Annotated in this window: 20 protein-coding genes; 11 read left to right on the top strand and 9 right to left on the bottom strand. The window is 39.3% G+C overall.

Annotation, left to right across the window (positions count from 1 at the left end; all coding sequences use genetic code 11):
• Nucleotides 1-64 precede the first annotated feature (64 nt).
• Entirely contained in the window at nucleotides 65-2,347 is a 2,283-nt protein-coding gene (locus ACTIEV_RS05260; RefSeq protein WP_322196102.1) for a TonB-dependent receptor, read from the top strand.
• A gap of 181 nt (nucleotides 2,348-2,528) precedes the next feature.
• Here ACTIEV_RS05260 and cysS read toward each other — a convergent pair whose 3' ends face one another.
• The 5 genes from cysS to rlmD form a co-directional block, all read right to left on the bottom strand.
• Nucleotides 2,529-4,034 carry a cysteine--tRNA ligase gene (cysS, locus tag ACTIEV_RS05265; RefSeq protein WP_322196101.1) on the bottom strand — a complete coding sequence of 502 codons (1,506 nt, stop codon included), beginning with the start codon at nucleotides 4,032-4,034 and terminating at the stop codon, nucleotides 2,529-2,531.
• Nucleotides 4,035-4,155: 121 nt separating this feature from the next.
• Complete coding sequence (locus ACTIEV_RS05270) at nucleotides 4,156-5,271, bottom strand: endonuclease/exonuclease/phosphatase family protein (protein WP_322196100.1); 1,116 nt, start codon at nucleotides 5,269-5,271, stop codon at nucleotides 4,156-4,158.
• 76 nt (nucleotides 5,272-5,347) lie between these two features.
• Nucleotides 5,348-6,271 carry a rhomboid family intramembrane serine protease gene (locus ACTIEV_RS05275; RefSeq protein WP_322196099.1) on the bottom strand — a complete coding sequence of 308 codons (924 nt, stop codon included), beginning with the start codon at nucleotides 6,269-6,271 and terminating at the stop codon, nucleotides 5,348-5,350.
• A 21-nt stretch (nucleotides 6,272-6,292) separates the two neighbouring features.
• On the bottom strand, nucleotides 6,293-7,129 hold the full coding sequence (locus tag ACTIEV_RS05280) for a rhomboid family intramembrane serine protease (protein WP_322196098.1): 837 nt from the start codon (nucleotides 7,127-7,129) through the stop codon (nucleotides 6,293-6,295).
• Between the two features lie 34 nt (nucleotides 7,130-7,163).
• Entirely contained in the window at nucleotides 7,164-8,594 is a 1,431-nt protein-coding gene (gene rlmD, locus ACTIEV_RS05285; protein WP_322196097.1) for a 23S rRNA (uracil(1939)-C(5))-methyltransferase RlmD, read from the bottom strand.
• Nucleotides 8,595-8,744: 150 nt separating this feature from the next.
• Here rlmD and ACTIEV_RS05290 point away from each other — a divergent pair, with 150 nt between their 5' ends.
• A complete protein-coding gene (locus ACTIEV_RS05290) occupies nucleotides 8,745-10,205 on the top strand; it encodes a redoxin domain-containing protein (protein WP_322196096.1) in 1,461 nt (486 codons plus the stop codon).
• 70 nt (nucleotides 10,206-10,275) lie between these two features.
• On the opposite strand, the gene metF is transcribed toward ACTIEV_RS05290, so the two are convergent.
• Nucleotides 10,276-11,229 carry a methylenetetrahydrofolate reductase [NAD(P)H] gene (metF, locus tag ACTIEV_RS05295; protein ID WP_250686833.1) on the bottom strand — a complete coding sequence of 318 codons (954 nt, stop codon included), beginning with the start codon at nucleotides 11,227-11,229 and terminating at the stop codon, nucleotides 10,276-10,278.
• A gap of 120 nt (nucleotides 11,230-11,349) precedes the next feature.
• On the opposite strand from metF, the gene lptB reads away from it, so the two are divergent.
• The 9 genes from lptB (at nucleotide 11,350) to ACTIEV_RS05340 (ending at nucleotide 22,983) form a co-directional block, all read left to right on the top strand.
• Nucleotides 11,350-12,129: an LPS export ABC transporter ATP-binding protein gene (lptB, locus tag ACTIEV_RS05300; RefSeq protein WP_178888733.1), complete on the top strand. Its 780-nt coding sequence runs from the start codon at nucleotides 11,350-11,352 to the stop codon at nucleotides 12,127-12,129.
• A gap of 352 nt (nucleotides 12,130-12,481) precedes the next feature.
• Nucleotides 12,482-13,999, top strand: coding sequence for a GH3 auxin-responsive promoter family protein (locus tag ACTIEV_RS05305; RefSeq protein ID WP_322196095.1), 1,518 nt, complete (start codon nucleotides 12,482-12,484; stop codon nucleotides 13,997-13,999).
• Nucleotides 13,992-14,867: a DUF3667 domain-containing protein gene (locus ACTIEV_RS05310; RefSeq protein ID WP_322196094.1), complete on the top strand. Its 876-nt coding sequence runs from the start codon at nucleotides 13,992-13,994 to the stop codon at nucleotides 14,865-14,867. Before ACTIEV_RS05305 ends, ACTIEV_RS05310 begins: the two co-directional genes overlap by 8 nt.
• 2 nt (nucleotides 14,868-14,869) lie before the next feature.
• Nucleotides 14,870-15,625 carry a 3-oxoacyl-[acyl-carrier-protein] reductase gene (gene fabG, locus ACTIEV_RS05315; RefSeq protein WP_322196093.1) on the top strand — a complete coding sequence of 252 codons (756 nt, stop codon included), beginning with the start codon at nucleotides 14,870-14,872 and terminating at the stop codon, nucleotides 15,623-15,625.
• A 535-nt stretch (nucleotides 15,626-16,160) separates the two neighbouring features.
• The gene (locus ACTIEV_RS05320; RefSeq protein WP_439516221.1) at nucleotides 16,161-17,726 is read left to right on the top strand and encodes a SulP family inorganic anion transporter; all 1,566 of its coding nucleotides are present in this window, start codon (nucleotides 16,161-16,163) and stop codon (nucleotides 17,724-17,726) included.
• Nucleotides 17,723-18,358, top strand: a complete 636-nt coding sequence (locus ACTIEV_RS05325) for a carbonic anhydrase (protein ID WP_322195259.1) — start codon at nucleotides 17,723-17,725, stop codon at nucleotides 18,356-18,358. Before ACTIEV_RS05320 ends, ACTIEV_RS05325 begins: the two co-directional genes overlap by 4 nt.
• Nucleotides 18,359-18,518: 160 nt before the next feature.
• A complete protein-coding gene (locus tag ACTIEV_RS05330) occupies nucleotides 18,519-20,225 on the top strand; it encodes a peptidase domain-containing ABC transporter (protein WP_322195257.1) in 1,707 nt (568 codons plus the stop codon).
• A gap of 4 nt (nucleotides 20,226-20,229) precedes the next feature.
• Entirely contained in the window at nucleotides 20,230-21,594 is a 1,365-nt protein-coding gene (locus ACTIEV_RS05335) for an HlyD family secretion protein (RefSeq protein WP_322195255.1), read from the top strand.
• A gap of 9 nt (nucleotides 21,595-21,603) precedes the next feature.
• The gene (locus tag ACTIEV_RS05340; RefSeq protein WP_322195253.1) at nucleotides 21,604-22,983 is read left to right on the top strand and encodes a TolC family protein; all 1,380 of its coding nucleotides are present in this window, start codon (nucleotides 21,604-21,606) and stop codon (nucleotides 22,981-22,983) included.
• Here the strand turns inward: ACTIEV_RS05340 and ACTIEV_RS05345 are convergent.
• From ACTIEV_RS05345 to paaZ, 3 genes are read right to left on the bottom strand one after another with little or no spacing between them, the layout of a single operon-like run.
• Nucleotides 22,975-23,622 carry a DNA-3-methyladenine glycosylase family protein gene (locus ACTIEV_RS05345; protein WP_322195251.1) on the bottom strand — a complete coding sequence of 216 codons (648 nt, stop codon included), beginning with the start codon at nucleotides 23,620-23,622 and terminating at the stop codon, nucleotides 22,975-22,977. The two genes, ACTIEV_RS05340 and ACTIEV_RS05345, sit on opposite strands and share 9 nt — an antisense overlap.
• Nucleotides 23,619-24,395, bottom strand: a complete 777-nt coding sequence (locus ACTIEV_RS05350) for an enoyl-CoA hydratase/isomerase family protein (protein WP_322195249.1) — start codon at nucleotides 24,393-24,395, stop codon at nucleotides 23,619-23,621. Before ACTIEV_RS05350 ends, ACTIEV_RS05345 begins: the two co-directional genes overlap by 4 nt.
• 41 nt (nucleotides 24,396-24,436) lie before the next feature.
• A complete protein-coding gene (paaZ, locus tag ACTIEV_RS05355; protein ID WP_322195247.1) occupies nucleotides 24,437-26,482 on the bottom strand; it encodes a phenylacetic acid degradation bifunctional protein PaaZ in 2,046 nt (681 codons plus the stop codon).
• Nucleotides 26,483-26,485 lie beyond the last annotated feature (3 nt).

The following is a 26,485-nucleotide window of genomic DNA, read 5'->3' on the forward strand; positions in this document are numbered from 1 at the left end:
CTTATTTTGTTAGATAACTCTAACTTTTATACTTTTACACATCGAACAGCGTAAATGTTATTTTGTGAGACAGCTTTTGTATGTATTCTTTTGGGGATTCTTTTCTTTTTCGTCGAGTGCTCAACAAGCATCGGTAGCGGGAAGAATCACACAATCGGGCAGTCCGATTGAACTGGCTACTGTTCGGTTATTAAATACGGATATACAAGCCAGTTCAGATAGCAATGGATTTTATCAGTTACAAAATCTGAATGCGGGAACTTACACTTTAATCGTAGAACAGGTGGGCTATCAATCCTTTCGCAAAAAAATTCAACTCAATAACGCACAACCATTATTGCTGGATATTCAATTGATACCGATGACCAGCCAGATTGCTGATGTGGTAGTAACCGGTACACTAAAAGAAGTAAGAAAAACAGAAAGTCCGGTTCCGGTAGAAGTGTATACACAGACTTTCTTTAAAAAAAATCCAACTCCTAATATTTTTGATGCCTTACAACAGATCAATGGCGTAAGACCACAACTCAATTGTAATATCTGTAACACCGGCGATATCCATATCAACGGATTGGAAGGACCTTATACCATGGTATTGATTGATGGGATGCCCATCGTAAGTAGTTTAGCTTCCGTGTATGGTTTATCAGGTATTCCCAATGCATTGGTGGAAAGAGTGGAGATTGTCAAAGGTCCTGCTTCATCCTTGTACGGTAGTGAAGCGGTGGGTGGACTCATCAACATCATCACAAAAAAACCACAGCATGCACCTTCGGTCTATGTTGATTACATGCATACGAGTTGGAATGAAAAAAATGCAGACCTCGGTTTTGTTTGGAAGCCTTTACGCAAGGCACAAGTATTAACAGGTATTAACCTGTATCACTATAATACACCGATTGATCATAATAAAGATGGATTTACAGATGTAACGCTACAACAACGAATTTCTGTTTTTCAAAAATGGAATTTTCAACGCAAAGAAAACAGATTGCTCAGTTTAGCAGTGCGTTACTATTATGAAGATAGATGGGGTGGAGAAATGAACTGGAACAAAAAATTCAGAGGAGGCGATAGTATTTATGGGGAAAGTATTTATACCAAACGATGGGAGCTCACCGGACAATACCAGTTACCGGTAAAAGAAAAGATATTGTATTCGGTTTCATTCAATGACCATGATCAGGATAGTAGGTATGGAACAACTTCGTATATCGCCCGACAAAAAATTTTCTTCCATCAACTCACTTGGGATAAAAAAATGGGTGATCATGATTTATTAGCAGGTATCACCGCGCGTTATACATTTTATGATGACAATACCCCTGCAACAAGTGATCCTGTTTTATTAAAAAATCTCCCTACAAAAAATTGGTTACCCGGTATTTTTATACAAGATGAAATTCGGTTGAATACAGCGCAACAATTGTTATTGGGATTACGCTATGATAAACATGATGTACATGGAAATATCATCACTCCCCGCTTGGCATTCAAATGGAAAACGGGAGATCAGGAAAGTCTGCGTATCAATGCAGGTAGTGGTTTCAGGGTGGTGAATTTATTTACAGAAGATCATGCCGCATTAACCGGCGCTAGAAAAGTGGTGATCAAAAATGAATTGAAACCGGAACGTTCGTACAATATCAATCTAAACTATTCTAAAAAACTGCTCAGTAAAAGAGGTGTGATTTGGAACTTTGATGTTTCTGCTTGGTATACGTATTTTAATAACCGCATCATTGCAGATTATGAAACCAATCCGAATGAGATCAATTATGATAACCTGAACGGACATGCCATCAGCAAAGGTATTACCCTCAATACGGAACTGAGTTTATTAAATGGTTTAAAAGGCATGGCGGGCATTACCTTACAAGAAGTAGCTACTGTTGATCGGGGAGTAAAAACCCAACAAATTCTTACTGAAAAAATAACAGGTACCTGGTCCATTTCCTATCGTATCAAACCGTGGAATCTGGGTATTGATTATACCGGAAATTTTTATGGTCCGATGCGATTGCCTTTACTCGGTCCATTAGACCCACGTAAAGCTACTTCACCACTTTGGAGTATTCAGAATATCCAATTCGTATTTTCCGGTATGCGTTCTGTTGAGTGGTATGGCGGTGTAAAAAATTTACTGAACTGGACACCCAACAAAGGCAACCCCTTTATCATTGCCCGAACCAACGATCCTTTCGATAAGCAAGTGGTGTACAATGCCAATGGACAAGTTGAAGCAACACCTGATAATCCTTATGCGTTAAGTTTTGATCCCACTTATGTCTATGCACCCAATCAGGGAATTCGTTTCTTTTTGGGAATGAGGGTTTCTATAAAATAATCATTCCCTGTCCTTGTTGGTCGCTGACCAATAAGAGCAGGGAATGATGGGCCGCAGATTTTTTATGATTGTTATGATCTGCGCTGATAATATTTTAGTGTTGGTCAGGCGACAAACAAGGGCAAAAAAATCTATCTACAAATCCGACATCAGACATCTGAGATCTGACATCTTCAAATTCCTACTGAATCGTATAACTCACCCCACCATCTTTTTCATCTTTCAATTGCACCCCCAACGCTGCCAGTTCATTACGGATCTTATCGCTTGTCATAAAATCTTTTCGCTGTTTCGCTTCTTTGCGGATATCAATCAATAATTGCAATACACCATCGAGTTTACCATCATCAGTTGTTCGTTCAGCAGTGAGACCGAAAATATCTTCGATGTATGTTTTCATTTGTTGTTGCAGCAATTGAAGGGTAGCTCCACTAATAGCATTAACAGCAATATGTTTGTCCTTGATGGAGTTGATGACTGAACTCAATTCAAACATATTAGCAAGCACTTTTGCAGTATTCAAATCATCATTCATGAACTCATCAAATTCACGGATCTGTGTAGCCGTTTTTTCGTCTAGTGTTTTATCCGAAGCAGTTACCTGCGCATCAAAATTTTGCTTTGCTAACCATTCATAGGCCTCCCAAAGTCGACGTAATGCTTTTTCGGATGCCTGTAATGCTTCATTGCTAAAGTCGAGTGTACCGCGATAATGACTTTGCAGAATAAAGAAACGCACTGTCATTGGGTGATAGGCCTGTGTGAGAATGGTATGCGTTCCTTCAAACAGCTCGCTCAGCTTGATCACATTGTTATAGCTCTTACCCATCTTCTTACCGTTGATGGTGATCATGTTATTGTGTAACCAATAACGAGCGGGTGTTTTATGATTGCAAACCGTACTCTGTGCTATTTCACATTCATGATGCGGGAACTGAAGGTCCATACCACCTCCATGAATATCAAACTGATCTCCGAGGTACTTATTACTCATGGCAGAACATTCGATATGCCATCCCGGAAAACCTTCTCCCCATGGACTTTGCCAACGCATGATATGTTCAGGTGGCGCGTTCTTCCATAAAGCAAAATCACTTTTATTTCTTTTTTCTTCCTGATTATCCAGTTCACGAGTGGTATCCATTTGATCGTCGAGTACCCTTCCGCTCAGCATCCCATAAGGCAGCCCCTTTTTTGAGAAATCAGTATTGTACTTTTCTACATCAAAATAAACCGATCCGTTGGCTTCATATGCATATCCATCCGCAATGATCTTTTTGATCATTTCAATTTGTTCAACAATATGTCCCGTAGCAGTAGGTTCAATACTGGGTGGCAAATTGTTGAAACGAGTCATAGCCCAATGATACAGATTGGTATATTTCTGCACCAACTCCATGGGTTCCAGTTTCTCCAATACCGCTTTTTTACTGATCTTATCTTCCGCTTCTCTTCCTTCTTCTTCAAAATGTCCGGCATCCGTAATATTTCTTACATAACGAACCTTATACCCCAAATGCATGAGATAGCGATAGACCACATCGAATGTAATAAAGGGACGTGCATGTCCGAGATGACTCTCTCCACTCACGGTTGGTCCGCATACATACATACCCACATAGGGAGGGTTGATGGCTTCAAAAACTTCTTTCTTACGGGTTAGTGAGTTATAAACTTTTAGTGACATGCTTGCGAATTAGAGAAAATAAAAGATACTGAAAATAATGAAACAACGGAACCGGAATAGCTCGTATTAACAGCAACAGCAGCAAGAAATAGACATTCGTTTCATGATGCTGCGAAGATATTTAATTTTTCAATTGTAAATCAGCCACCAGCATAATATGATCGCTCAAACCCTCATCAATCATGTCAAACATCTTAACCTGAAAAGATGGAGCCGGAAGGATATAATCAATCCGCAGGGTGGAAGCCAAGGAAATAAAGGTTCTTCCGATCCCAAATCCTTTTTTCAAGAATGCATCTTGGTAATTACCACGGATATGAAAATAGGTGTACGAGTTGGGCACATCATTAAAATCACCGCAAATAAGGGATGGATAAGGGCTTTCATTCATGGCCTTTCTAACGATTCCGGCTTGAACACCTCGTCTCTTAAAAGCCAATCTCATTTTACGAATGATGTTTTTTGATGCCCGCAATGTTTCATCATCCTGCTCTTTGATTTTTTCCAAATCGGAGTAATCTGCTTGTTTGAATTTAAAAGATTGTAGATGGGTATTAAAAACGCGAATAGTATCATCATCTTTTAAAATATCTGCATAAATCAGACTCTCCGCTACCGGAAATTTGATTTTGTTCTGATGAATGATGGGATATTTTGAAAAAATGATACAGCCCGATTGATAGTTACCACCGTTTCGCTGATAATCTTTTGAAAAGAAATGATAAGGATATGCTTTTTTAAAAAGTGATAAGTTATCCGACTCTGAGTTGTATCCGTCTGTATGATTGAATTCCTGCAAGCATACCACATCAGCATTCAATCTTTGTATACTTTCTGCAAGCTCGGTTCTGGCTAATTGTTTAACAGCTTTGTTTTTATTATTCCCATTGAAACTTTGGATATTCCAACTGATCACACGTAAAACATGCTCAGGTTTATTTTCTGAAACCGAAGGTCCCGGTTTCCAGGCAAATACCACATTGAGTTGTTGAAAGCCAATCAGTAGAGCAAGCGCGGGAATCAAAGCCAGCTTAGGTTTCACAAATAACCAAAAAACAAGAAAGATGATCAGTCCGAGTATTAAATAAGGGACCATGAGCCCCACAAAACCTATCATCCACCAGGTGGCAGTATTCAGAAAAGGGGTGAGACAAGAGATCAGCCATAAGACAACAACTACTAAATTCAGTATCAGAAATACTGTTTTAGTAACACGTCTGAAAATGCTCTTGGCCATGAGCTAAAATACTGATAAAAAAGACGTACTTATAAGTAAAATGCCACTGAGGGCACAGAATGGCACTAATATCCTTTTAGAGATCTTCTTTGCTGGCTTTTTTTAGGAACTCTTTTTCTTCATCGGTGAGGAACTGGTATCCTTGTTGGTTGATCTTATCCAGAATCTCGTCTAAACGCTGTTGTGTGAGATTGGGTTTTCTGTCAAAAGGTTTGGCTTCGGCTTTATAAAAGTGACGTTCGCTACTAGTTTTTTGCTGATGTTTTTTTTCAGGATTGAATAGATCATCTAACCAATCTGCAAATCGATTCATCCAGGCACCCCAATCGTTTCCTCTTCTTAGCTGGCGAATAAACAAATAACCTACTACCCCTGCAGCCAAATGTCCGGCACCAATTCCGGCATTACTACCGGCGAGCGTTGCAAAATCAATGGCCACAAAAATCAGCGTGATGACCCAAAGTGGAATACCCCCATTGATCAAAGGGAAAATGCGATAATCAGGTGCCAATGTTGTGGTAGCAACGGCTATTGCCATGACTGCAGAACCTGCTCCCAATAAAGGGGCAGCCGTTCCTACCTGATTGGCCAATACCGGAACCATATTGTTCATCAATACAAAAAACACACTCCCGGTAATGCCTCCGTAGATATAAATGGGAATCAGTTTGTTATTGCCTGCCAGGTCTTGCAAAATATAGCCAAAACACCATAACCATAGCATACTGCTGATGAGTTGCCAAATACTATGATGCGTGATCATGGTACTGATAAAAGTCCATGGACGTGTAAGTAGTGTGTCTGTTTGCGGAGGCAAACTCAACCAATTCAATACCTGACGGTAGAAGAATTCATCGGGGATTTCAGACAGATAATAAACGATCTTAATGAAATTCACGATCACAAACATCAGTGCATTCACGGCAAACAGGAATACAAGGGCATTGTTATCCTGTCCTAATAAGATTTTTTTGTTTGCTTTATACGGTCTGGTTTCCATACGCACGGTTCTTGGTGACTATTAATACAACGTTTTTTTGTTGGTTTTGTTCCAAGTGATAACGATCAGTAAGCCTACAATCGCTCCACCAATATGTGCCCAGCGAGCTACATTATCACCGGCTGAGTTTTGCAGCGCAAAGAACAGTTCATAAGAAAAATACAATAAACCCAACCATTTGGCTTTTACCGGTATCAGAAAATATAGATAGATATAGGTGTTGGGGAATAAGTACACAAAAGCAGCCAGAATACCGAATACAGCACCACTAGCCCCTAAAGTAGCTGTATTGATCCTGTTATTATAATAAGTAGTTACGGCTTCCAAAACTTTATCTGTCATGAGGTTATTGGTAGGATCCGCTTTTAAAAAAACCAAAGCTTCTTCATTAAAACCCATGTTGTATTTACGTCCAAAGCTTGTCATGGCATCTACAAAAGCCATCGGATCATTTTGCTGTTGTAAAACCAGTGCATAATCCTTCATGATGGGCGTTAATTCATAGGAGAGAAACAACAGATGTATGAATGCAGCACCCAGCCCACAGATCAAATAAAACGTAAGGAATCTTTTAGCCCCCCAAACATTTTCCAGAATAGATCCAAACATCCACAAAGCGAACATGTTTCCCAGGATATGGTAGAAGTCGCCATGCAAAAACATATGTGTAATCAACTGCCAGGGTTTAAACAGATCACTCTGCCAAGCATGTAAAGCCAGCGTGTCTTCAAAAGAAAAAATGGGAACAGCGCCTTTAGAAAAAGTAACCTGTGCCAAATAGAACAAGCCATTAATGATCAGCAGGTTCTTAACAATAATCGGTAATATCTCAAATCTACTGGGTCTGAATTCTGTCATGCAGTCAACGCTTAAGCGTATTTAAAATGATAAGTTATGCTTCTTTTCTCAGTTTCAGTTGAACTACGTTTTCAATATGCAAGGTATGCGGAAACATATCAACCGGCTGAATTTTTGTGACTTCATATTTTTCATCCAACAATGCCAGATCTCTTGCCTGTGTTGCCGGATTACAACTTACATACACGATTAACGGAGCTGCAATATCTAGTAACTTTCTAACCAGCTTCTCATGCATGCCTGCTCTGGGTGGGTCTGTAATGACCACATCCGGTCTGCCATGCGCAGCAAAAAAAGCATCATCACAGATATCGATCACATCTCCTGCAAAAAAAGCTGTTTGTGTGAGTCCATTCAGCGCTGCATTTTCTTTTGCATCTTCAATCGCATCTGCTATCACTTCCACACCTACCACTTTTGCCGCCTGTTTACTCACAAAAATACCGATACTCCCTGTTCCACAATACAGATCATATACCGTTTGTGTACCATTTAGTTCAGCAAAATCACGGGTAACCCGGTAGAGCTTTTCTGCTTGCTTGGTATTGGTCTGGAAAAATGATTTCGGACTAATCTTAAACTGAAAATCTTCCAACTTTTCAATGATGTATCCTTTGCCTGTATAGATCTGTGGATGCAGATCAAAAAGACTGTCGTTCTTTTTTGTATTGATGGTGTACAGTAAAGTGGTGATCTGCGGAAAAGCTTTTAGCAGTTGATTCAACAGGTCTTCTCTCAATGCCACATCTTCATAACCGAAAATGATATTCACCATCAATTCCCCCGTACTGGTATTACGTACGAACATGTTACGTAGCCAACCCTGATGTTCTTTGATATTATAAAACGGAACGCCTTTTTCAATAGTATAAGCTGCTGCAAACTTTCTGATCAAATTGGTAGGCTCTTCCTGAAGATGACAGGTATCAATTTCTACAACCTTATCAAAAAAGCCACGGGCATGAAATCCGGCAGCACCGGGTAATGCATCCGGGTCAATGCCTTCTGCTTTGAGTTTTCGAAACTCATCGGAAGGAATGTATTTCCTTGTGGCAAAAGTGTATTCCATTTTATTCCGATAATACCTAGTATCATCGGCCCCCACAATGGGCATGATTTCAGGCAACCGGATACGCCCAATTCTGGTGAGGTTATCGGTTACTTGTTTTTGTTTGTATTTCAGTTGTTGTTCATAAGGCAGCATTTGCCACTGACAACCACCACAAACCCCAAAATGACTGCAAAAAGGTTGTACCCGATCAGGGGAAAAACTTTTGATGAAAAGTGTATGTCCTTCCGCCCAATCGCTTTTGTTTTTGGTGAGCTGTACATCTACAACATCACCGGGTACGGCACCTTCAATAAATACCACTTTCCCATCTACCCTTGCCAGAGAGCGACCTTCCGCGGCATAGTCTTCCACCAGGATATTTTCCAGAATGATTCTTTTCTTTTGTTTTCTCACCGTGCAAAGGTAACCATGATCGATGAGACCTTTCTAGTCTTCAGTAATTGAATGACAATTTATTGTCAGAAGCCTCGGGAAATTTGTGTCTTTGTTAAATCGAGTTCATGGCTTTTAGTATTTAACTAACTTGTTCCCGAATTTTGGGTTATGAAAAAATATGTATTACTATCCGGCTGGATCCTTTCTTGCTTACTATCTGTGGCACAGACAAAAACAGCTACCAAGTCTGTTCCTAAGCCTGCTAGCGGACGAAATATTCCCATCACACTCACTCCTTTAAAGAACTGTAAGGTATATCTGGGCAGTTATCTGGGTACCGGAAGAACATTGGTTGATTCTGCTATGCTCAATGAGAAGAGTCAGGGTGTATTTAAGGGCGATAAAAAACTGCCGGGGGGTATCTATTTTGTAGTGTCTCCACAAATGACCATTCAGTTTGAATTACTGATGGATGATATTCAACAGTTCACGATAAAGGGCGACACTTCTTTAAAAGATCAGGCAGAAATTATAGGTTCAAAAGACAATGATCTTTTTAAAACGTATACCGCTTATTCTGTTGAAAAAGGGCAACTGAGACAACAACTGAGTACTGCTTATAAAGCAGCTACCAATAAAGCCGATTCTACGCGTTTATACAATTCATTGACGACTTTGGATAAGGAAGTACAGCAGTATCGGACGAATATTATACAGCAACATCCAAATTCTTTGCTGGCTATGTTTTTCAATACCATGAAAACACCCGAAACACCGGCTATTCCTGTTGTAAACGGGAAACCTGATTCTACTTATCCCTTCCGATATGTAAAAGAACATTTTTGGGATGATGTAGCGTTTAATGATGATCGTTTGTTGCGCACCCCATTCTTTGAACCCAAACTCGATGATTATTTCAGGTATTATGTATCTCCCGAACCTGATTCTATTATTGAAGAGGTAAAGTATATTTTATTATCTGCAAGAACAGGTAAAGAGATCTATCCTTATTTATTGACGAAGTTCACCAACAAATACATGAATCCTGAGTTCATGGGGCAGGATAAAGTTTTTGTATACCTTTTTGAAAATTTTTATGCCAAGGGAGATACCATGATCCTGAATCCGGCATCACGAAAAACAGTAACAGAAAGAGCCTATAGTCTTATGGCCAATCAATTGGGCAAACCTGCGCCGGTATTGAATTTAACAGATACTACAGGAAAGACTGTTTCCTTATACAATTTGAAGTCCGAATTTACTGTTGTTGCGTTTTGGGATCCCAATTGCGGACATTGTAAAGACGAAATGCCTAGACTTGATTCATTCTATCAAAATAAATGGAAAGCTTTGGGTGTAGCTGTGTATGGTGTCAATATTTATGAAAATGAAGTGCCGGCTTGGAAAAAATTTATTACAGAGAAAAAACTATCCGGCTGGACGCATGCATACCAGACCAAAGCGGCTAAAGATGCAGAAGAACGAGCGGGTGTACCGAATTACAGACAGCTATATGATATTTTTAAAACTCCTACGCTGTACTTACTCGATAAAGAAAAAAGGATCATTGCCAAACAATTGAGTTTGGAACAGTTTGATGATTTGATCACAACAAAATCTAAGCTTTAAAAGATAAAGCCACAGATTCAACGATAACAAAATCTATGAATCTGTGGCTTTATTTTTATAAATTATTGAGCTACACCAACTCCTTCACTACATTCCAAATCACCTTAGGTTTACCTAAAGTGTAATAGTGTAATACCGGAACACCGAATTCTTTTAATTCCTTGCTCTGTTGAATCAACCATTCGGTACCCACCTGCTCACATTCTGCATCTGTTTTGCATTTCATAATAGCATTGGATAGATCAGAAGGAATATCTACATGAAAAATTCTGGGAAGTACTGATAACTGTTTTTTATTGGTCAATGGTTTTAAGCCCGGAATGATGGGAACATTGATTCCGATTGCTTTGCAGGATTTGACAAACTCAATGAATTTCTGGTTATCGAAAAACATTTGTGTCATTATGTATTCAGCTCCTGCATCTACTTTTTGTTTTAATTTTTGAAGATCAATATCCAGATTCGGTGCTTCAAAGTGTTTTTCGGGGTAACCGGCCACACCAATACAGAATTTGGTTTTTCCGCCATTTTTAATATCATCATCCAAATAGATACCATTGTTCATGTTATTGATCTGTTGCAACAAATCAATCGCATAATGATTGCCTTCCGGTTCCGGTTCAAAAGAAGCTTCATTTTTAGCGGCATCACCTCTTAGCGCCAGCACATTATCGATACCCAAAAAATCCAAATCAATCAATGCATCTTCTGTTTCACGTTTGGTAAATCCGCCACAAATGATATGCGGTACCGCATCTACCTGATAATGGTTCATGATGGCCGCACAAATGCCTACCGTACCCGGACGCTTACGAACTTCCACTTTCTCAAAAGTGCCATCACCCTTTTTCTTGAACATGGTTTCACTACGGTGATAGGTGACATTGATCCAGGAAGGCTTGAATTCCATCAAAGGATCTAAATGGTCATAGAGCGATACAATGGTTTTTCCCTTAAGTGGCGGCAGTACTTCAAAAGAGATCAAAGTATCTTTTGCCTGTTGTATATGTTCTGTAATTTTCATGCTGGGTACTAAATGGCTGCAATATACAGCCTTGTATTTGTTACAAAAACATCTGTTAATCCATGATAGGCTTTACGGCATGCAAAACAGATGCATTAGTTTTGTAGAAAACCATTCCACTTGAATATTACCATACATACCAAAGACCTGCTCAAAAGTTACAAGGGAAGAACCGTTGTTAATAATGTAAGTATTGAAGTTCGTCAGGGAGAAATCGTGGGGCTGCTCGGACCCAATGGGGCCGGTAAGACAACAACCTTTTATATGGTAGTAGGTCTAATTAAGCCGGATGAAGGGAGTGTATTCCTGAATGACCTTGATATTACACGTTTACCCATGTATAAAAGAGCCCAAATGGGTATTGGCTACCTGCCTCAGGAAGCCAGTGTATTTAGAAGTTTGAGCGTGGAAGATAATATTCTCTCTGTACTGGAAATGACGAAACTCACTAAACAAGAGCGTTTAAATAAGCTAGAACAATTATTGGATGAATTCAACCTACATCATGTCAGAAAAAACAATGGCGATAGTTTAAGTGGAGGGGAAAGAAGAAGAACAGAGATAGCCCGTGCATTAGCGGTGGATCCGAAATTCATTTTATTGGATGAACCTTTTGCGGGTGTTGATCCCATTGCGGTTGAAGATATTCAGGGTGTTGTTGCCCGATTGAAATACAAAAATATTGGTATCCTGATCACAGACCATAATGTGAATGAAACCCTCTCCATTTGCGATCGGGCTTATCTATTAATTGAAGGTAAAATCTTTAAACACGGAACTGCAGAACAATTGGCCGATGATGAGCAAGTGAGACGCCTCTATCTGGGAACCAATTTTGAGCTGCGGAGAAAAGACTGGATCATTGAAATGGGTAAAACACAAACCGCCCCTGCGGAATAGTAATGTTATCAACTTACCATTACACATGAACGTGTTTTTCTATTTAAATTAATCCCTCTAATTGCCGAAACTCTATTTTGCTCCTGGGCCGTATGGCCCCATCCTTGTTCCTCCACCTCAGGCGGACATTGGCCTCTGATCATCCGCCGCGGCGGATGATCTGTCTTCGCTACGCTTGACACCGACCCCAATGAGGCCCGTCCACAAGGACTGATAAAAAATTATTTATTGAAAACCATTGGTGCTTTGCGTACTTTTTAGGTTATCTCTCTATTTTCTGAATATATGAATAGCACACCCCACTACATATTAGCATTTTTCGCGGGTATTCCTTATTTTGCTGGCATCAACCATGAAACTGCTCAGTCCTGCAATATCCCGTTTGGCCCGCTTTAGGCACTGGCGCATTGAACAATGGGTAAATGAGCCGATTTCGGCACAAAGGGAAGTGTTACAAGATCTTGTAACACATGGGCAATACACTGAGTTTGGCAGGAAATATGGTTTCACCTCACTCTTCAATATCAGAAAATTCAAAGCGGCAGTACCCATTCATGAATATGATGATCTGAAACCTTATATCGAAAGATTGATGCAGGGCGAGCAGAATCTCTTATGGAATACACCCGTGAATTGGTTTGCCAAGAGTAGTGGTACCACCAGCGATAAAAGCAAGTTCATTCCAATTACACAGGAAAGTCTGGAAGACTGTCACTATCAAGGCGCCAAAGATGTGCTGACATTGTACTATCACCAACACAACGAAAGTGATTTATTGACAGGAAAAGGATTGGTCATCGGGGGCAGTCATCAAATCAGCAAAGTGAATGAAGAAGTGAATTATGGCGACCTCAGTGCCGTACTTCTACAAAACACACCCATTTGGGCCAACTGGATCAGAACACCGGAATTATCCATTGCACTGATGGATGAATGGGAAGAAAAAATTGAAAAGCTCGCTCAATCTACCATACCTGAACCTGTTACTTCTATATCAGGTGTACCTACCTGGACATTGGTGTTGATCAAAAGAATATTAGAGATCACGGGTAAACAAACTTTAAAAGAAGTATGGCCCGGATTGGAATTGTACATACATGGAGGTGTCTCTTTTACGCCTTATCGCGAACAGTTTGAAAGATTGATCGGAGAAGGCTGTACTTATTTGGAAATGTACAATGCCAGTGAAGGTTTTTTTGCGGCACAGGATGATCCAAATGAAGAAGGAATGTTATTGTTTCTGGATCATGGAATTTTTTATGAGTTCATGCCTGTGGAAGAATATGGCAAAAAAGAGCCCATCACCATTGGTTTGGATAAAGTAGAGATCGGGAAAAACTATGCACTGGTTATCAGTACCAACGGAGGCCTATGGCGTTATCTGGTGGGGGATACGGTGCAGTTTACCACTTTATATCCTTTCAGAATAAAAGTAAGTGGCAGACTAAAACAATACATCAATGCATTTGGCGAAGAAGTAATTGCAGACAACAGTGATAAAGCCATTGCCATTGCCTGTGAAAAAACCGGACTCTTTGTAAAAGATTATACTGCTGCTCCTGTATACTTCGGCGATCATAGTAAAGGTGCGCATGAGTGGTTGATTGAATTTCAACAAGCCCCGGCTTCTACTGATCAGTTTGCTTATGAGTTGGATTGTGCATTGAAAACACTTAATAGCGATTATGAAGCCAAGCGATACAAGGATATGGCATTGACACTTCCGCAGGTACATGCAGTACCTGAAGGTTTATTTCATCAATGGCTGAAGAGTAAAGGAAAATTGGGCGGTCAGCATAAAGTGCCGCGCTTGAGTAATGACAGAAAATACATTGATGATATTAAAATGCTGATGCAGCAGTATGGATAACAATCAATCGCCTCAAACAAAGGATACGAGCATCGTATGTAAAAACTGCAGTAATCATTTCAGTGGCAAATACTGTAACCAATGTGGTGAAAAAGTATATAAAGAAACGGATAGAAAAATTGTTCATCTTTTTGAAGAGGCTTTTCATTTTATTACACATTTCGAAGGAACCTTATTTACAACGCTAAAAACCATCTTTAACAGTCCCGGACAACTTTCAACTGACTACTGTAATGGGATCAGAAAAAAATATTTTAAACCATTATCACTCTTCTTATTACTGGTGGTGCTTTACCTCTTATTTCCGCTTGCCAGCGGTTTGAATATGCCATTAAAAAATCACGTAGATCAAAATGACTATGGTGAATTCGCAACTAAAAAGGTAGCATTATATATTCAACAACATCCCGGTACAACTTATACCATGTTGGAAGAAAAGTTTGCAGCAAAAAGTGAAAAATTATCCAAGCTTTTATTACTGATGATTGTTCCCTTTGTAGCATTGATACTTTGGGCATTATCTTTCTTCAAAAGAAAATATTTCTTTGATCAAATGGTACTTTCTGCAGAAATCAATAGTTTCTTTTTAATCGCAAATTTCTTTTTACTACCCTTGGTCATTGCTTTGATTTATTTAATAGCCCGGGTATTTGATTTCTCTGTTGCCTGGGTCACAGACGACAGGTATACATTTATTGGGCAGGCAGCTACCGCTCTTTTTACGGCATTCGCCATGAAAAGATTTTATGGATTCAAGCTTTGGTATCGAATCATCGCATCGCTTATTTTTATTTACTTCCATGGCCTGATCGTCTATACCTTGTATAAATTCACTTTATTTGTGGCAGTATTTTATCAAATACATTAACTATGAAACTACTTGAAGGAAAAGTATCGATCGTTACAGGCGCTGCCCGTGGAATTGGTGCAGCCATTGCATTGAAACTCGCTGAGCATGGCAGTCATATTGCATTTACCTATGTAAGTGATAGCAGCGCCGAAAAAGCAGCTGCATTGGAAGCCGAATTAAAAGCCATGGGGGTAAATGCCAAAGCATGGAAAAGCAATGCGGGTGAATTTGCCGAATGCGAAAGCTTTGTGAATGAAGTCATGAAAGAATTTGGTACTGTAGATGTATGTGTGAACAATGCCGGTATCTCCAAAGACAATCTCTTGCTTCGTATGACCGCAGAACAGTGGGATGATGTAATGGATATCAACCTGAAAAGCGTCTTTAATATGACCAAACAGGTCATTCGCCCAATGATGAAAGCCAAAAGCGGAAGTATCATTAACATGAGCTCCATCATTGGCATCAGAGGGAATGCCGGACAAAGCAGTTACGCAGCCAGTAAAGCCGGTATCATTGGTTTTACTAAGTCTGTAGCACATGAGCTGGGCAGTAGAAATATCCGCTGCAACGCCATTGCACCCGGATTTATCGAAACAGATATGACCCATTACCTGAAAGATGGTGAAGGGGCTGCTGAGTTTTTAAAGAAAATTCCATTGGGCAGGTTTGGAAAAGCAGAAGAAATTGCCAATACCACTTTGTTTTTGGCTAGCGATATGAGCACTTATATGACCGGTCAGGTACTGAGTGCTTGTGGTGGTTTAAACATCTAATTCCATTGATCAATTTTACTTCTAAAGCTGCTATTTATAGAGACTTTTCATCAAAATAGCTTGCTTGTATAATTTCAATTGTCTGATTTTCAGTATATTAGAGAAATTGTTGCGGCTTATTTTTTTGTTAAACAAATGTTTACGCTTGCAATTTGTGTGAACGCCTGTTACATTTGCAACGCTCTATGACTAAGCGAATTATAAATATTTTTCTGATACTTGTTTTGTCGGTACAGATCCTTCCCGTTCAACAAATGGGAAAAATGCTATACTGCAATCAGTTTACAGAAGAAATTCCACATAGCTTAGACCATACCCCCGAGAATGCAAAACAATCGGAATCAAAAAGCGATTTCATTTCTACTCCTGAAGTAGCGATTTGCTATGTAAACGGTTCTTCGAATTTAATACGTCCTATTACATCGGATGTAATTCCACAGAACCATACAAATGAAATCCACGTTCCCCCACCCAATTGCTAATCTTCTCATCTAAGATTAGTAACTTTTACTTCTTCCTTAATTCAAATCATTGCATGAAGAAATATTTAAAGCATGCAGGTGCTGATGTATCTGCATCAATTGTTGTCCTGCTAGTAGCATTACCTCTATGCTTGGGTATTGCACTTGGTTCAGGTGCTCCACTTTTTTCCGGTATCATTGCCGGTGTGGTGGGTGGTATTGTCATTGGTGCACTCAGCGGATCACAACTTAGCGTTAGTGGTCCGGCAGCCGGACTTACTGTTATTGTGGCAACAGCCATCACCAAGCTTCAGGTTTATGAAGCATTTTTATTGGCTGTCGTTATCGGAGGTTTATTACAAGTTATTTTAGGCTTTCTAAAAGCCGGTGTCATTGGTGATTATGTACCCAATGCAGTCATCAAAGGAATGTTGGCAGCCATTGGCTTAATTCTCATCTTGAAACAATTCCCACACCTTATCGGTTACGATACCGATTTTGAAGGAGACGAATCATTTATTCAGTCCAATGATCAGAATACTTTTACGGCGATGTTCGAGGCAATAAAATATATCACACCCACCGCCTTGGTCATTGGTGTATTATCCATTTTACTCATGATATTTTGGGAAAGTAAATTCATCAAAACAAAAAAATCCTTGAAGCTATTTCCCGGCGCATTAATGGTTGTTTTGGTTGGAACCATTGTGAATGAATACTTACGCTTATCCGGCAGTAGTTATGCTTTGGAACAAAAGCACCTCGTTACCTTACCCGTAGCCGAGAGTGCAGGAGCATTTTTTTCATTTTTTACTTTTCCGGATATTCAGTTCTTGAAAAATCCAGATGTATGGATGTCGGGAATTACACTGGCTATAGTAGCAAGCCTAGAAACATTATTAGCGATTGAAGCAGCAGATAAATTGGATCCCTTAAAAAGAGTTACTCCAACAAATAGAGAACTGAAAGCTCAAGGTATAGGCAATATGGTATCCGGAATGATCGGTGGTCTTCCTCTTACTTCTGTTGTAGTAAGAACTTCTGCAAATATTTCCGCAGGTGCTAAATCAAAAATGTCTACCATTTTACATGGATCAATGATGTTACTCTGCGTCATGTTTGTTCCTATGATTCTAAACAAAATTCCTTTATGTTCATTAGCCGCTGTATTGATCTTTACAGGATATAAACTCGCAAAAGTTTCACTCTTCAAAGAGTTTTATGTAAAAGGATGGAATCAGTTTATTCCCTTTGTTGCAACAATCATTGCAATTCTGTTTACCGATCTATTGATTGGTATTCTTGTAGGTATCTGCGTAGCATTATTCTTCCTGATTAGAAGTAATTTCAGATCAGCCGTAATGGTAGTGAATGATGATCATAATTATCTCATTCGTTTCAGAAAAGACGTTTCTTTTCTCAATAAACCCATTGTAAAAAAGAAATTAGAAGAAGTACCCAAAAACTCCTTTGTAATCATTGATGCAGAAAGAGCTGATTTTATCGACAAAGATGTAATTGAGGAAGTCAATAATTTCTTATGTCATGCTCACCTGAAGAAAATCAGGGTTGAGGTGAAAACAGGTCAAAACAAATCCACTAAAAATATTTTTTCCATCCCACAAATCACTGAAGAATGAAAATCTACGAAAAATTACTCTTAGAAAACAAAGCATGGGCTTCCGAAAAAGTACAGGATGACCCTGAATATTTCAGTCGCCTTGCAGACATACAGAAACCCGATTTCTTATGGATCGGATGCAGCGATAGTCGTGTACCTGCCAATGAAATCACTAATACACAACCCGGTGAAATATTTGTACACCGCAATATCGCTAACATGGTTGTGCATACAGATGTAAACCTCTTAAGTGTTCTTGATTATGCAGTCACACATTTGAAGGTAAAACATGTAATCGTTTGCGGACATTATGGTTGCGGTGGTGTGAAAGCAGCCATGACCAATCATGATTATAAGCAGGTATTGAATATGTGGTTACGTAATATTAAAGATGTATACCGTAACCACAGAGATGAACTGAACAATATCGAGGATGAGCAAAAAAAATTCGATCGTTTGGTTGAATTAAATGTTCAGGAACAAGTGCTCCACCTGGCTAAGACTTCGATCATCCAAAGGGCTTGGAAAAATGAGCAGCGACCGCACTTACATGGCTGGGTATATGGTTTGAAAGATGGTGTGATTAAGCCTGTATTTGAAATGCCCGCTAATACCAATATTGATCATTTATATGAATATGATGATCTGTAAATAACACAGGGAACAGCGTTTTCTACACGCTGTTCCCCACTTTTAGTTCTTAAATATGCGTTAAAGACTTTGTTTATCAGGCGTTCAGAGAACAATACGTCTAAAGTTCTGTTGTAGAACGGGCTCATTTATTCATAACTTTCTTTGACAAACAATCATTATGGCCAAAGAGGCAAACAGCTCACCAGCGGGTGCAGCACGGAAATTTTTTGCATTGTTGAATCTGGACAGGAAGGACGTTTCTGCCGTATACGCATTCGCCATCCTTGCCGGACTGGTTCAACTATCCCTTCCCTTGGGAATTCAAACCATTATTAGTTTTGTAATGGCCGGATCTATTTCTACATCTATTGTAGTATTGATTGTTTTAGTAGTAACAGGTGTTTTTCTATATGGTTTGCTGCAGGTTAGACAGATGCAGATCATTGAAAAGATCAAACAGAAAATATTCACCCGCTACTCTTTAGAATTTGCTGATCGTATCCCCAAACTCAATATTGAAAAACTCGACAACTATTATCTGCCTGAACTGGTAAACCGTTTTTTTGATACCATCTCTTTACAAAAAGGTATTGAGAAAATACTATTGGATATACCTACTGCATTGATACAAATTGTTTTTGGTATTGTATTGCTCTCTTTTTATCACCCTGTATTCATTGGCTTTGGTTCTGTATTGTTGCTGTTGTTATATATCATTTTGCGTAACACACTTCCCAACGGGTTCTATGCCAGTATGCAAGCCAGTGATTACAAATACAAGACCGCTTCTTGGTTAGAAGAAATTTCCAGATCCATTAAATCATTTAAATATTCTCGAGGCACATCCCTCAATGTAGAGAAAACAGATATTCTGGTTACGAATTATCTCAATTCAAGAACCACTTATTTCAATATCTTATTGGCGCAATTCTGGAGCCTGATTGGTTTTAAAGTAGTGATTACAGCAGCTATGCTCATTGTAGGCGTTGTATTGCTGGTGGATCAACAGATCAATATCGGACAATTCATTGCAGCAGACATTGTGATCATAACAGTGATGAACTCTATTGAAAAATTAATCGTGAATCTGGACAATGTATATGACTCTTTAACTTCTATTGAGAAAATGGATGCGGTAACCGGTGCAGAAACTGAAAAATCAGGAACTGAACTGATCAGCAAAACCGGCGATGCTATCCGTGTCCGCTTTTCCAATGTGAGTTATCATTATCCCAATGGAGATAATGTTCTACAAAACGTAAGCTTTCTTTTAAACCCGGGAGAGAAATTGTGTATCATGGGAAATTCGGGTTCTGGAAAATCAACTGCCCTCAGATTATTGACCGGTGCTTTCAAAAATTTTGAAGGAAGTGTACTCATCAATGATATTCCCATTGGCAACTATAGCGTTGGCTCATTAAGAGCATCCACCGGTATTTTATTAAGCCAGCAGGACATTTTTCAAGGTACTTTGTGGGAAAATATTACCATGGGCAATAAAGATATTTCTGTTGCAGAGATCACGGATACTTTGAAATTATGTGGACTTACGGATTTTCTGGAATCATTGCCTGATGGACTGGATACTTCTTTGGATCCAACAGGAAAAAGATTACCCATGAAAGTAAGACAGGGTATTTTATTGGCGCGTGCATTGGTTGGACACAGAAAATTGGTGCTATTGGAAGATCCTTTTCATGGTTTGGAAGGGAAAACCAGGCAAGAAGTATTATCATTCTTGAAAAGTGATACAGAATCAACAGTTATCATTACATCTACAGATACTGAAGTAGCTAAGAATTGTGATAAAGTACTTTACCTGAATCGCGGAGTTGCCGAATCATTTGGTAGCTGGGATGCGGTATCTAATCAACTTAATGCATAATCGTATGAGCAAATACCTGACTTGTGAACCTGAAAAAGAACTCGAAAAAAACGAATTGCCTTCATTTCGCAATATCTATCATATCAATCGTACCAGCCGGGTGCGCAAATGGTTATGGGGATCTTTGATCATCATTATTCTGGTCATGTTTCTTCCTTGGACACAAAATATACGTGCTCGAGGATTGATCACAACTCTTAGACAAGAACAAAGACCACAACAATTGAATTCCATTATTGGTGGTCGTGTAGAAAAATGGTTTGTTAAGGAGGGCGACTTTGTTCAAAAAGGAGATACCATTCTGCAGTTAGGTGAGATAAAAGTTGAATATTTTGATCCGGCCTTATTGGAAAGAACCGGATTACAGATTGATGCCAAGCAAAATGCTGCAGAAGGATATCAGAATAAAGCACTTACTGCATCACAGCAGGTGGCTGCTTTAGAAGAAGGTAGAGAACTGAAACTTTCGCAAATAGACATCAAGCTCAAGCAACAACAATTGAAAGTAGAGAGCGACAGCATGGATCTGAATGCGGTACAAAATGAATTAGCCGTTGCTAAAAGACAAATTGATGCAGCAAAAGCCATGTTAGATAGTGGCGTTATTTCATTGGTTGATTTTGAAAGACGAAAAATTACTTTTCAAAATGCTACTGCTAAAAGAATCGGTGCGGAAAATAAATATTTACAATCTAAACAAGAGCTTACAGCACTAAGGATTGAGAAAAATACGGTGATACAAGACTACACAGATAAAATCGCCAAAGCAAAAGGTGACCAGTTCAGCGCACTTTCAGATAAAGCTTCCAGTGATGCAGAAGTAGCAAAACTAAAAAATGCATATTCGAACTATGATATGCGGAATCAATTATACTATGTTACTGCACCCCAAAGCGGACAAATCACGAAAGCAAGAAAAGCAGGTATTGGTGAGATATTGAAGGAAGGAGATATGATTGTTGAAATTGTTCCGGATAATATTCAGTATGCCGTTGAATTGTTTGTAGAGCCAATGGATATGCCGCTTTTATCAAAAGGACAAAAAATACGTTTTGTATTTGATGGTTTCCCTGCCATCGTATTCAGTGGATGGCCCGCCAGTTCTTATGGAACTTTTGGTGGACTGGTGACTGCCATCGAAAACTCAGTGAGTAGTAATGGTAAATTCAGGGTATTGGTAACAGAAGATCCTTCTGATAAAGCATGGCCCAGACTTCTGAGAATAGGTGGAGGTGCCAATGGTATCGCCTTGTTGAAAGATGTATCTGTTGGTTATGAGCTATGGCGAAATATCAATGGATTCCCGCCTGAATATTATCAACCGGCTAGTAGTACCACCATCAAACAGAATAAAGAGTCAGCGAAATAAAGCATGTTCATGAAAGGAATTGTATTCATTTTAGGATTGGTATTCACCCTTCAAAGTGCCGCTCAGGTATTAAACGCTGATGCGTTTATCAAGCTGGTGCGCAATAATCATCCGTTGGCTAAACAGGCGTTGATTGGCATTCGTAAAGCAGAAGCAGATTTATTAAGCGCAAAAGGTGGATTCGATCCTTTAATTGCTATGGATGCCAGCAGAAAAACATTTGATGGTAAAAATTATTATTTCTATACCAATCCTGAAGTCAAAATCCCTACCTGGATTGGAGCCGATATTAAAGCTGGCATTGAAAACAATGGTGGTGATCTTTTAGCGAGAGAAACAACTCCCGGACAAACCAGTTATCTCGGTATTGAAATGCCTGTTGCAAAAGGATTATTACTGGATAAAAGAAGAGCTACGCTACAACAAGCTCGCATTTATCGTGATATGAGTGAGCAGGAACAATTGAACGCCCTGAATAATTTGTTGTTTGATGCTTACCAGATTTATTGGCAATGGGCGGGTTCTTATCAATTATACAATATCTACTCAAAATTTGTAAAGATTGCTCAAGACCGTTTTCGATTGGTAAAAATTGCTTTTGAGAATGGAGACAGGGCTACTATTGATACAATAGAAGCACTCACACAATTACAACAATTTCAATTGGTGCAAAACGAAGCACTACTTCAATTAACGAATACAACACTGGAACTATCGAATTATTTGTGGGATGAACAAGACAGTGTTTATTTATTGCCACCCAGGGTTACACCTGATACTTTACAGTTCATGCAGTATGCACAACTTCCTGCGGAAAATGAAATCTTACAACAGGCTCTTACGATTAACCCATCAATCAGATCCTATGATTTTAAACTGAATGCACTGGAAGTAGACAGAAGACTCAAACAACAAAACCTGTTACCTAGCATCAACCTGAAAGCGAATTTACTCAACAGCGGATACAATGTGTTCAAAGGATGGAATGGCGCACTGTTTCAAAACAATTATGTGTGGGGCGTTGATGTAAAATTCCCACTGTTCCTGAGGGAAGGACGGGGAGACTATAAAAAGTCTGTATTGAAGATCAAAGAAACCAATTATGAACTTTCATTAAAAAGAAGAGAGGTTGAAAATAAAGTAAGGACCTATCTCAATGAAACTATTCAGCTACAACAACAATTATTGATTGCGCAAAGTGCCTATAAAAACTTTCAATCTTTATTGAATGCAGAATACTTCAGATTTCAAAATGGTGAAAGCTCTTTATTCTTAGTCAATACCCGAGAGAATAAAGTGATAGAAACAGCCGAAAAAATGATTTCACTTCGTATTAAATACTTGAAATCTCGTTATGCCATCGACTGGGCTTCGGGTTTGTTACGCTGATTCGAATACAATCTTTTTTCTACAGATATACGCATGCCATAACATAAATGCAGCCACTGTTCGATAAGGTTTCCATGGTTCAGTGATGGATTCTAAATATACCCCATCGGTATCGCTCGTAAGATGCTTTACATGCTTTAAGCTGTTGACCAAGGCAATATCACCAAAAGGGAAAAGATCTACACTGTGCAAACACATCATTAAAAAAACATCTACCGTCCAGTTACCAATACCTTTAATAGCTGTGAGTATTTTTCTAATTTCCTCATCAGTTGAATGGATAAGTTGTTGAACGGTAATGCTTTCTTCAACGAAAGCCTGCGCAAGACATTTTGCGTACTTGGTTTTTTGTCTACTGAAATAACACTGTTTCAATTCTTCATCAGAAAGCAGTAATACTTTTTCAGGAGTGATTTCACCAATGTAAGATTTCAGTTTTACAAAAGCTGCTCTTGCAGAAGCTAGTGACACTTGTTGTTCTAAAATGATATGGATCAAAGTTGCAAAAGAAACTTCCCGACTCCAAAAAGGCGGATATCCATAGTCTTTTAGAATCTGCAATAAATGTGGATCTCTTTCAGACAATCGATCACAAATAACGACAAGATCTTTTTCATTAAATCTTGATACAATTGTCATGATTGTTTTTCCTTGAACTTAGCTATCGCATTTTTACTGTATTCACTCAAGATCAATCGACCGCTGATTTTAGCACGCTCCTTTAATAATTCATCCCAATGATCGGTACCTGCCCAAAATATTTGTTTCATTTCACGCATCGCATCAGAGCTGGAATTGGACAGTGTAGTCGTCATTCTTGTAATAGAATCATCCATTCCTGCCACATCAGCATGCAGTTCAGCAAACAATCCTTTTCTTCTTGCCCAGTCTGCAGGTCTCCACATTGTTGCATCAATAGCCAACTGAGAAAATGCAGAAGTACCAATCTTTCTTTCAACAGCCGGACCCACTACAAACGGACCAATCCCCACCGCCAGTTCACTGAGTTTAACATCAGCACCATCTACTGCAATGGCATAGTCTGCAGCAGCAGCAATACCCACACCTCCTCCAACACATTTACCCTGAATTCTGGCAATGATTAATTGAGGCGCTGTTCGCATCGCATTGATGACCTGTGCGAAACCATTAAAAAATTTAGAACCTGTTACTTCATCTGTAATAGAAGATAACTCATCAAATGAAGCGCCTGAACAGAATACTTTTTCACCGGCAGATCGAAGTACAATTACTTTGGTTTCTGTATTCAATCCTTCACTATGAATAGCTTTTGCCAATGCATCCAGTATTTTTCCGGGCAAAGAGTTTCTTTGTGGATGATAGAATTCAATGGTAGCAATCCCATGCTCACGCTCCACTTTCACATAACCTTCTTTTATTTCTTCAATCATAACAATATTTTTTCGAGTGAATGATTCAAGCTGTTTCAGCCTTAGTTCTTCCTTTCTACCATCGTAAGAATGGTAGCTACTCCGGTGATCTCCCCCATTTCATCCATGATCTCAACCAACCATTTCACAATACCTTTATCAATATCAGTAGGTTCTTTCTTTTCTTGTCTTGTTTTCTCTTTACAAGTAAATCGAACCTGTATCTCTGATCCGGGATATACCGGCTTGGTAAATCTCAACTCATCAATACCATAATTCAGCAATACCGGATTTTTATCATAACTGCTCACAAAAAGTCCGGCAGCGATACTCATGATCAGATAACCATGTGCTACCTGCTTTTCAAACATGGTACCAGAGAAATCAGTATCACGTAAATGTGCATAGAAATGATCTCCACTTAAATCTGCAAACTGATCAATATCTTCTGCAGTAATCAATCTTTTCTCTGTCAATAACTGATCACCGATTTGCAATTCATCAAAATACTTTTTGAAAGGATGTACATCACCGATATTTCCTTTTGCCCCCGGCTGATAAATATTACTGATGGCAGTGATCATATCAGGTGAACCCTGAATAGCCACTCGTTGCATATAATGTTTCACACCACGTATGCCTCCCATTTCTTCACCACCACCGGCTCTACCCGGACCACCATGTACCAACAATGGCAATGGAGACCCGTGTCCGGTACTTTCTTTGGCGCAATCGTTATTCAATACCAATATTCTTCCATGATACATTCCTGCACCCAGCACATATGATTTTGCAATGTTCTTGTCTGCTGTAACGATAGAGCTTACCAAAGATCCTTTACCCATTTTAGCCAGTTGTATGGCGTCTTCTACATGATCATAGGGCATAAGCGTTGACACCGGTCCAAATGCTTCCACCTCGTGTACTTCTTTAGACTGAAACGGATTTTCATTCAACAATAACAACGGACTCATGAATGCTCCTTTCTCTGCATCTGCATCAATGACTTGCACACTATCCAAGGACCCATAAATCAATTGAGAAGAAGCCAATAATTTTTGAACCTGTGCTTTTACTTCTGCTCTTTGTGATTCACCTGCCAGAGATCCCATTCTCACTTTTTCATTCAATGGATTTCCGATCGTTGTTTGCGACAGGTATTTACCTAAAGCAATCTGTACATCTTCTATTTTATCAGCAGGTACAAAAATTCTTCGGATAGCGGTACATTTTTGTCCGCACTTGGTAGTGATTTCTTTTCTTACCTCTTTTAAAAAAATATCCCACTCAGGCATTTCCGGTGTTACATCCTTACCCAACACAATACAATTCAAGGAATCTGCTTCCATGGTGAATGGTACGTTCTGTGAAAGAATAGAGGGTGTTGACTTCAACATCAATCCGGTAGATGCCGAACCTGTAAATGTTACTACATCTTGCGCTGTAACATGCTGCAACATATCACCGGCACTTCCACACACCAGTTGTAAAGCGCCTTGAGGAAGAATGCGGGATGCAATGATTTCACGCACCACCGCTTCTGTAAGAAAAGAAGTAACCGTTGCAGGCTTTACCACTGCAGGTATTCCTGCCAAAAGGTTAACAGCAATTTTTTCAAGCATGCCCCATACCGGAAAGTTGAAAGCATTGATATGAACCGCTACACCTTCCTTGGGTACCAGCAAGTGATGTCCCATAAAAGTATGGGCCTTACCCAATACATGATGTTCACCATCCAGACAATAAGGCTCATCCGGAAATTTTCTTCTGAGTGAAGCATAAGAAAATAAATTACCGATTCCGCCCTCAATATCTACCCAACTATCTGCTTTGGTGGCACCGGTTTGATAACTGATCTGATAAAACTTATCGAGGTGATTACGAAGGTGCAATGCCAAATTTTTAAGCATCAATCCACGCTCATGAAAACTCATTTTTCTAAGCGCCGGATTGCCCGTTGTTCTGGCATATTGTAAAATATCTTTAAAGTCAATTCCTTTGGTAGAAGCAGTAGCAATCTGTTCTCCCGTAACTGCATTAAATAAAGGTTGTCCTTCACCATCTCCGGTAATCCATCTTCCCAGAATAAAATTCTCAAGCTTAGCCATAGC

It is taken from the genome of Sediminibacterium sp. (assembly GCF_051861365.1).
Classification (GTDB): Bacteria; Bacteroidota; Bacteroidia; order Chitinophagales; family Chitinophagaceae; genus Sediminibacterium.

What these genes read in the sequence shown, in the direction of transcription:
- cysS (WP_322196101.1), bottom strand. Translation starts at nt 4,034, where the DNA reads ATGTCACTAAAAGTTTATAACTCACTAACCCGTAAGAAAGAAGTTTTT.
- ACTIEV_RS05270 (WP_322196100.1), bottom strand. Translation starts at nt 5,271, where the DNA reads ATGGCCAAGAGCATTTTCAGACGTGTTACTAAAACAGTATTTCTGATA.
- ACTIEV_RS05275 (WP_322196099.1), bottom strand. Translation starts at nt 6,271, where the DNA reads ATGGAAACCAGACCGTATAAAGCAAACAAAAAAATCTTATTAGGACAG.
- ACTIEV_RS05280 (WP_322196098.1), bottom strand. Translation starts at nt 7,129, where the DNA reads ATGACAGAATTCAGACCCAGTAGATTTGAGATATTACCGATTATTGTT.
- ACTIEV_RS05290 (WP_322196096.1), top strand. Translation starts at nt 8,745, where the DNA reads ATGAAAAAATATGTATTACTATCCGGCTGGATCCTTTCTTGCTTACTA.
- metF (WP_250686833.1), bottom strand. Translation starts at nt 11,229, where the DNA reads ATGAAAATTACAGAACATATACAACAGGCAAAAGATACTTTGATCTCT.
- ACTIEV_RS05305 (WP_322196095.1), top strand. Translation starts at nt 12,482, where the DNA reads ATGAAACTGCTCAGTCCTGCAATATCCCGTTTGGCCCGCTTTAGGCAC.
- ACTIEV_RS05310 (WP_322196094.1), top strand. Translation starts at nt 13,992, where the DNA reads ATGGATAACAATCAATCGCCTCAAACAAAGGATACGAGCATCGTATGT.
- fabG (WP_322196093.1), top strand. Translation starts at nt 14,870, where the DNA reads ATGAAACTACTTGAAGGAAAAGTATCGATCGTTACAGGCGCTGCCCGT.
- ACTIEV_RS05320 (WP_439516221.1), top strand. Translation starts at nt 16,161, where the DNA reads ATGAAGAAATATTTAAAGCATGCAGGTGCTGATGTATCTGCATCAATT.
- ACTIEV_RS05325 (WP_322195259.1), top strand. Translation starts at nt 17,723, where the DNA reads ATGAAAATCTACGAAAAATTACTCTTAGAAAACAAAGCATGGGCTTCC.
- ACTIEV_RS05330 (WP_322195257.1), top strand. Translation starts at nt 18,519, where the DNA reads ATGGCCAAAGAGGCAAACAGCTCACCAGCGGGTGCAGCACGGAAATTT.
- ACTIEV_RS05335 (WP_322195255.1), top strand. Translation starts at nt 20,230, where the DNA reads ATGAGCAAATACCTGACTTGTGAACCTGAAAAAGAACTCGAAAAAAAC.
- ACTIEV_RS05340 (WP_322195253.1), top strand. Translation starts at nt 21,604, where the DNA reads ATGAAAGGAATTGTATTCATTTTAGGATTGGTATTCACCCTTCAAAGT.
- ACTIEV_RS05345 (WP_322195251.1), bottom strand. Translation starts at nt 23,622, where the DNA reads ATGACAATTGTATCAAGATTTAATGAAAAAGATCTTGTCGTTATTTGT.
- ACTIEV_RS05350 (WP_322195249.1), bottom strand. Translation starts at nt 24,395, where the DNA reads ATGATTGAAGAAATAAAAGAAGGTTATGTGAAAGTGGAGCGTGAGCAT.
- paaZ (WP_322195247.1), bottom strand. Translation starts at nt 26,482, where the DNA reads ATGGCTAAGCTTGAGAATTTTATTCTGGGAAGATGGATTACCGGAGAT.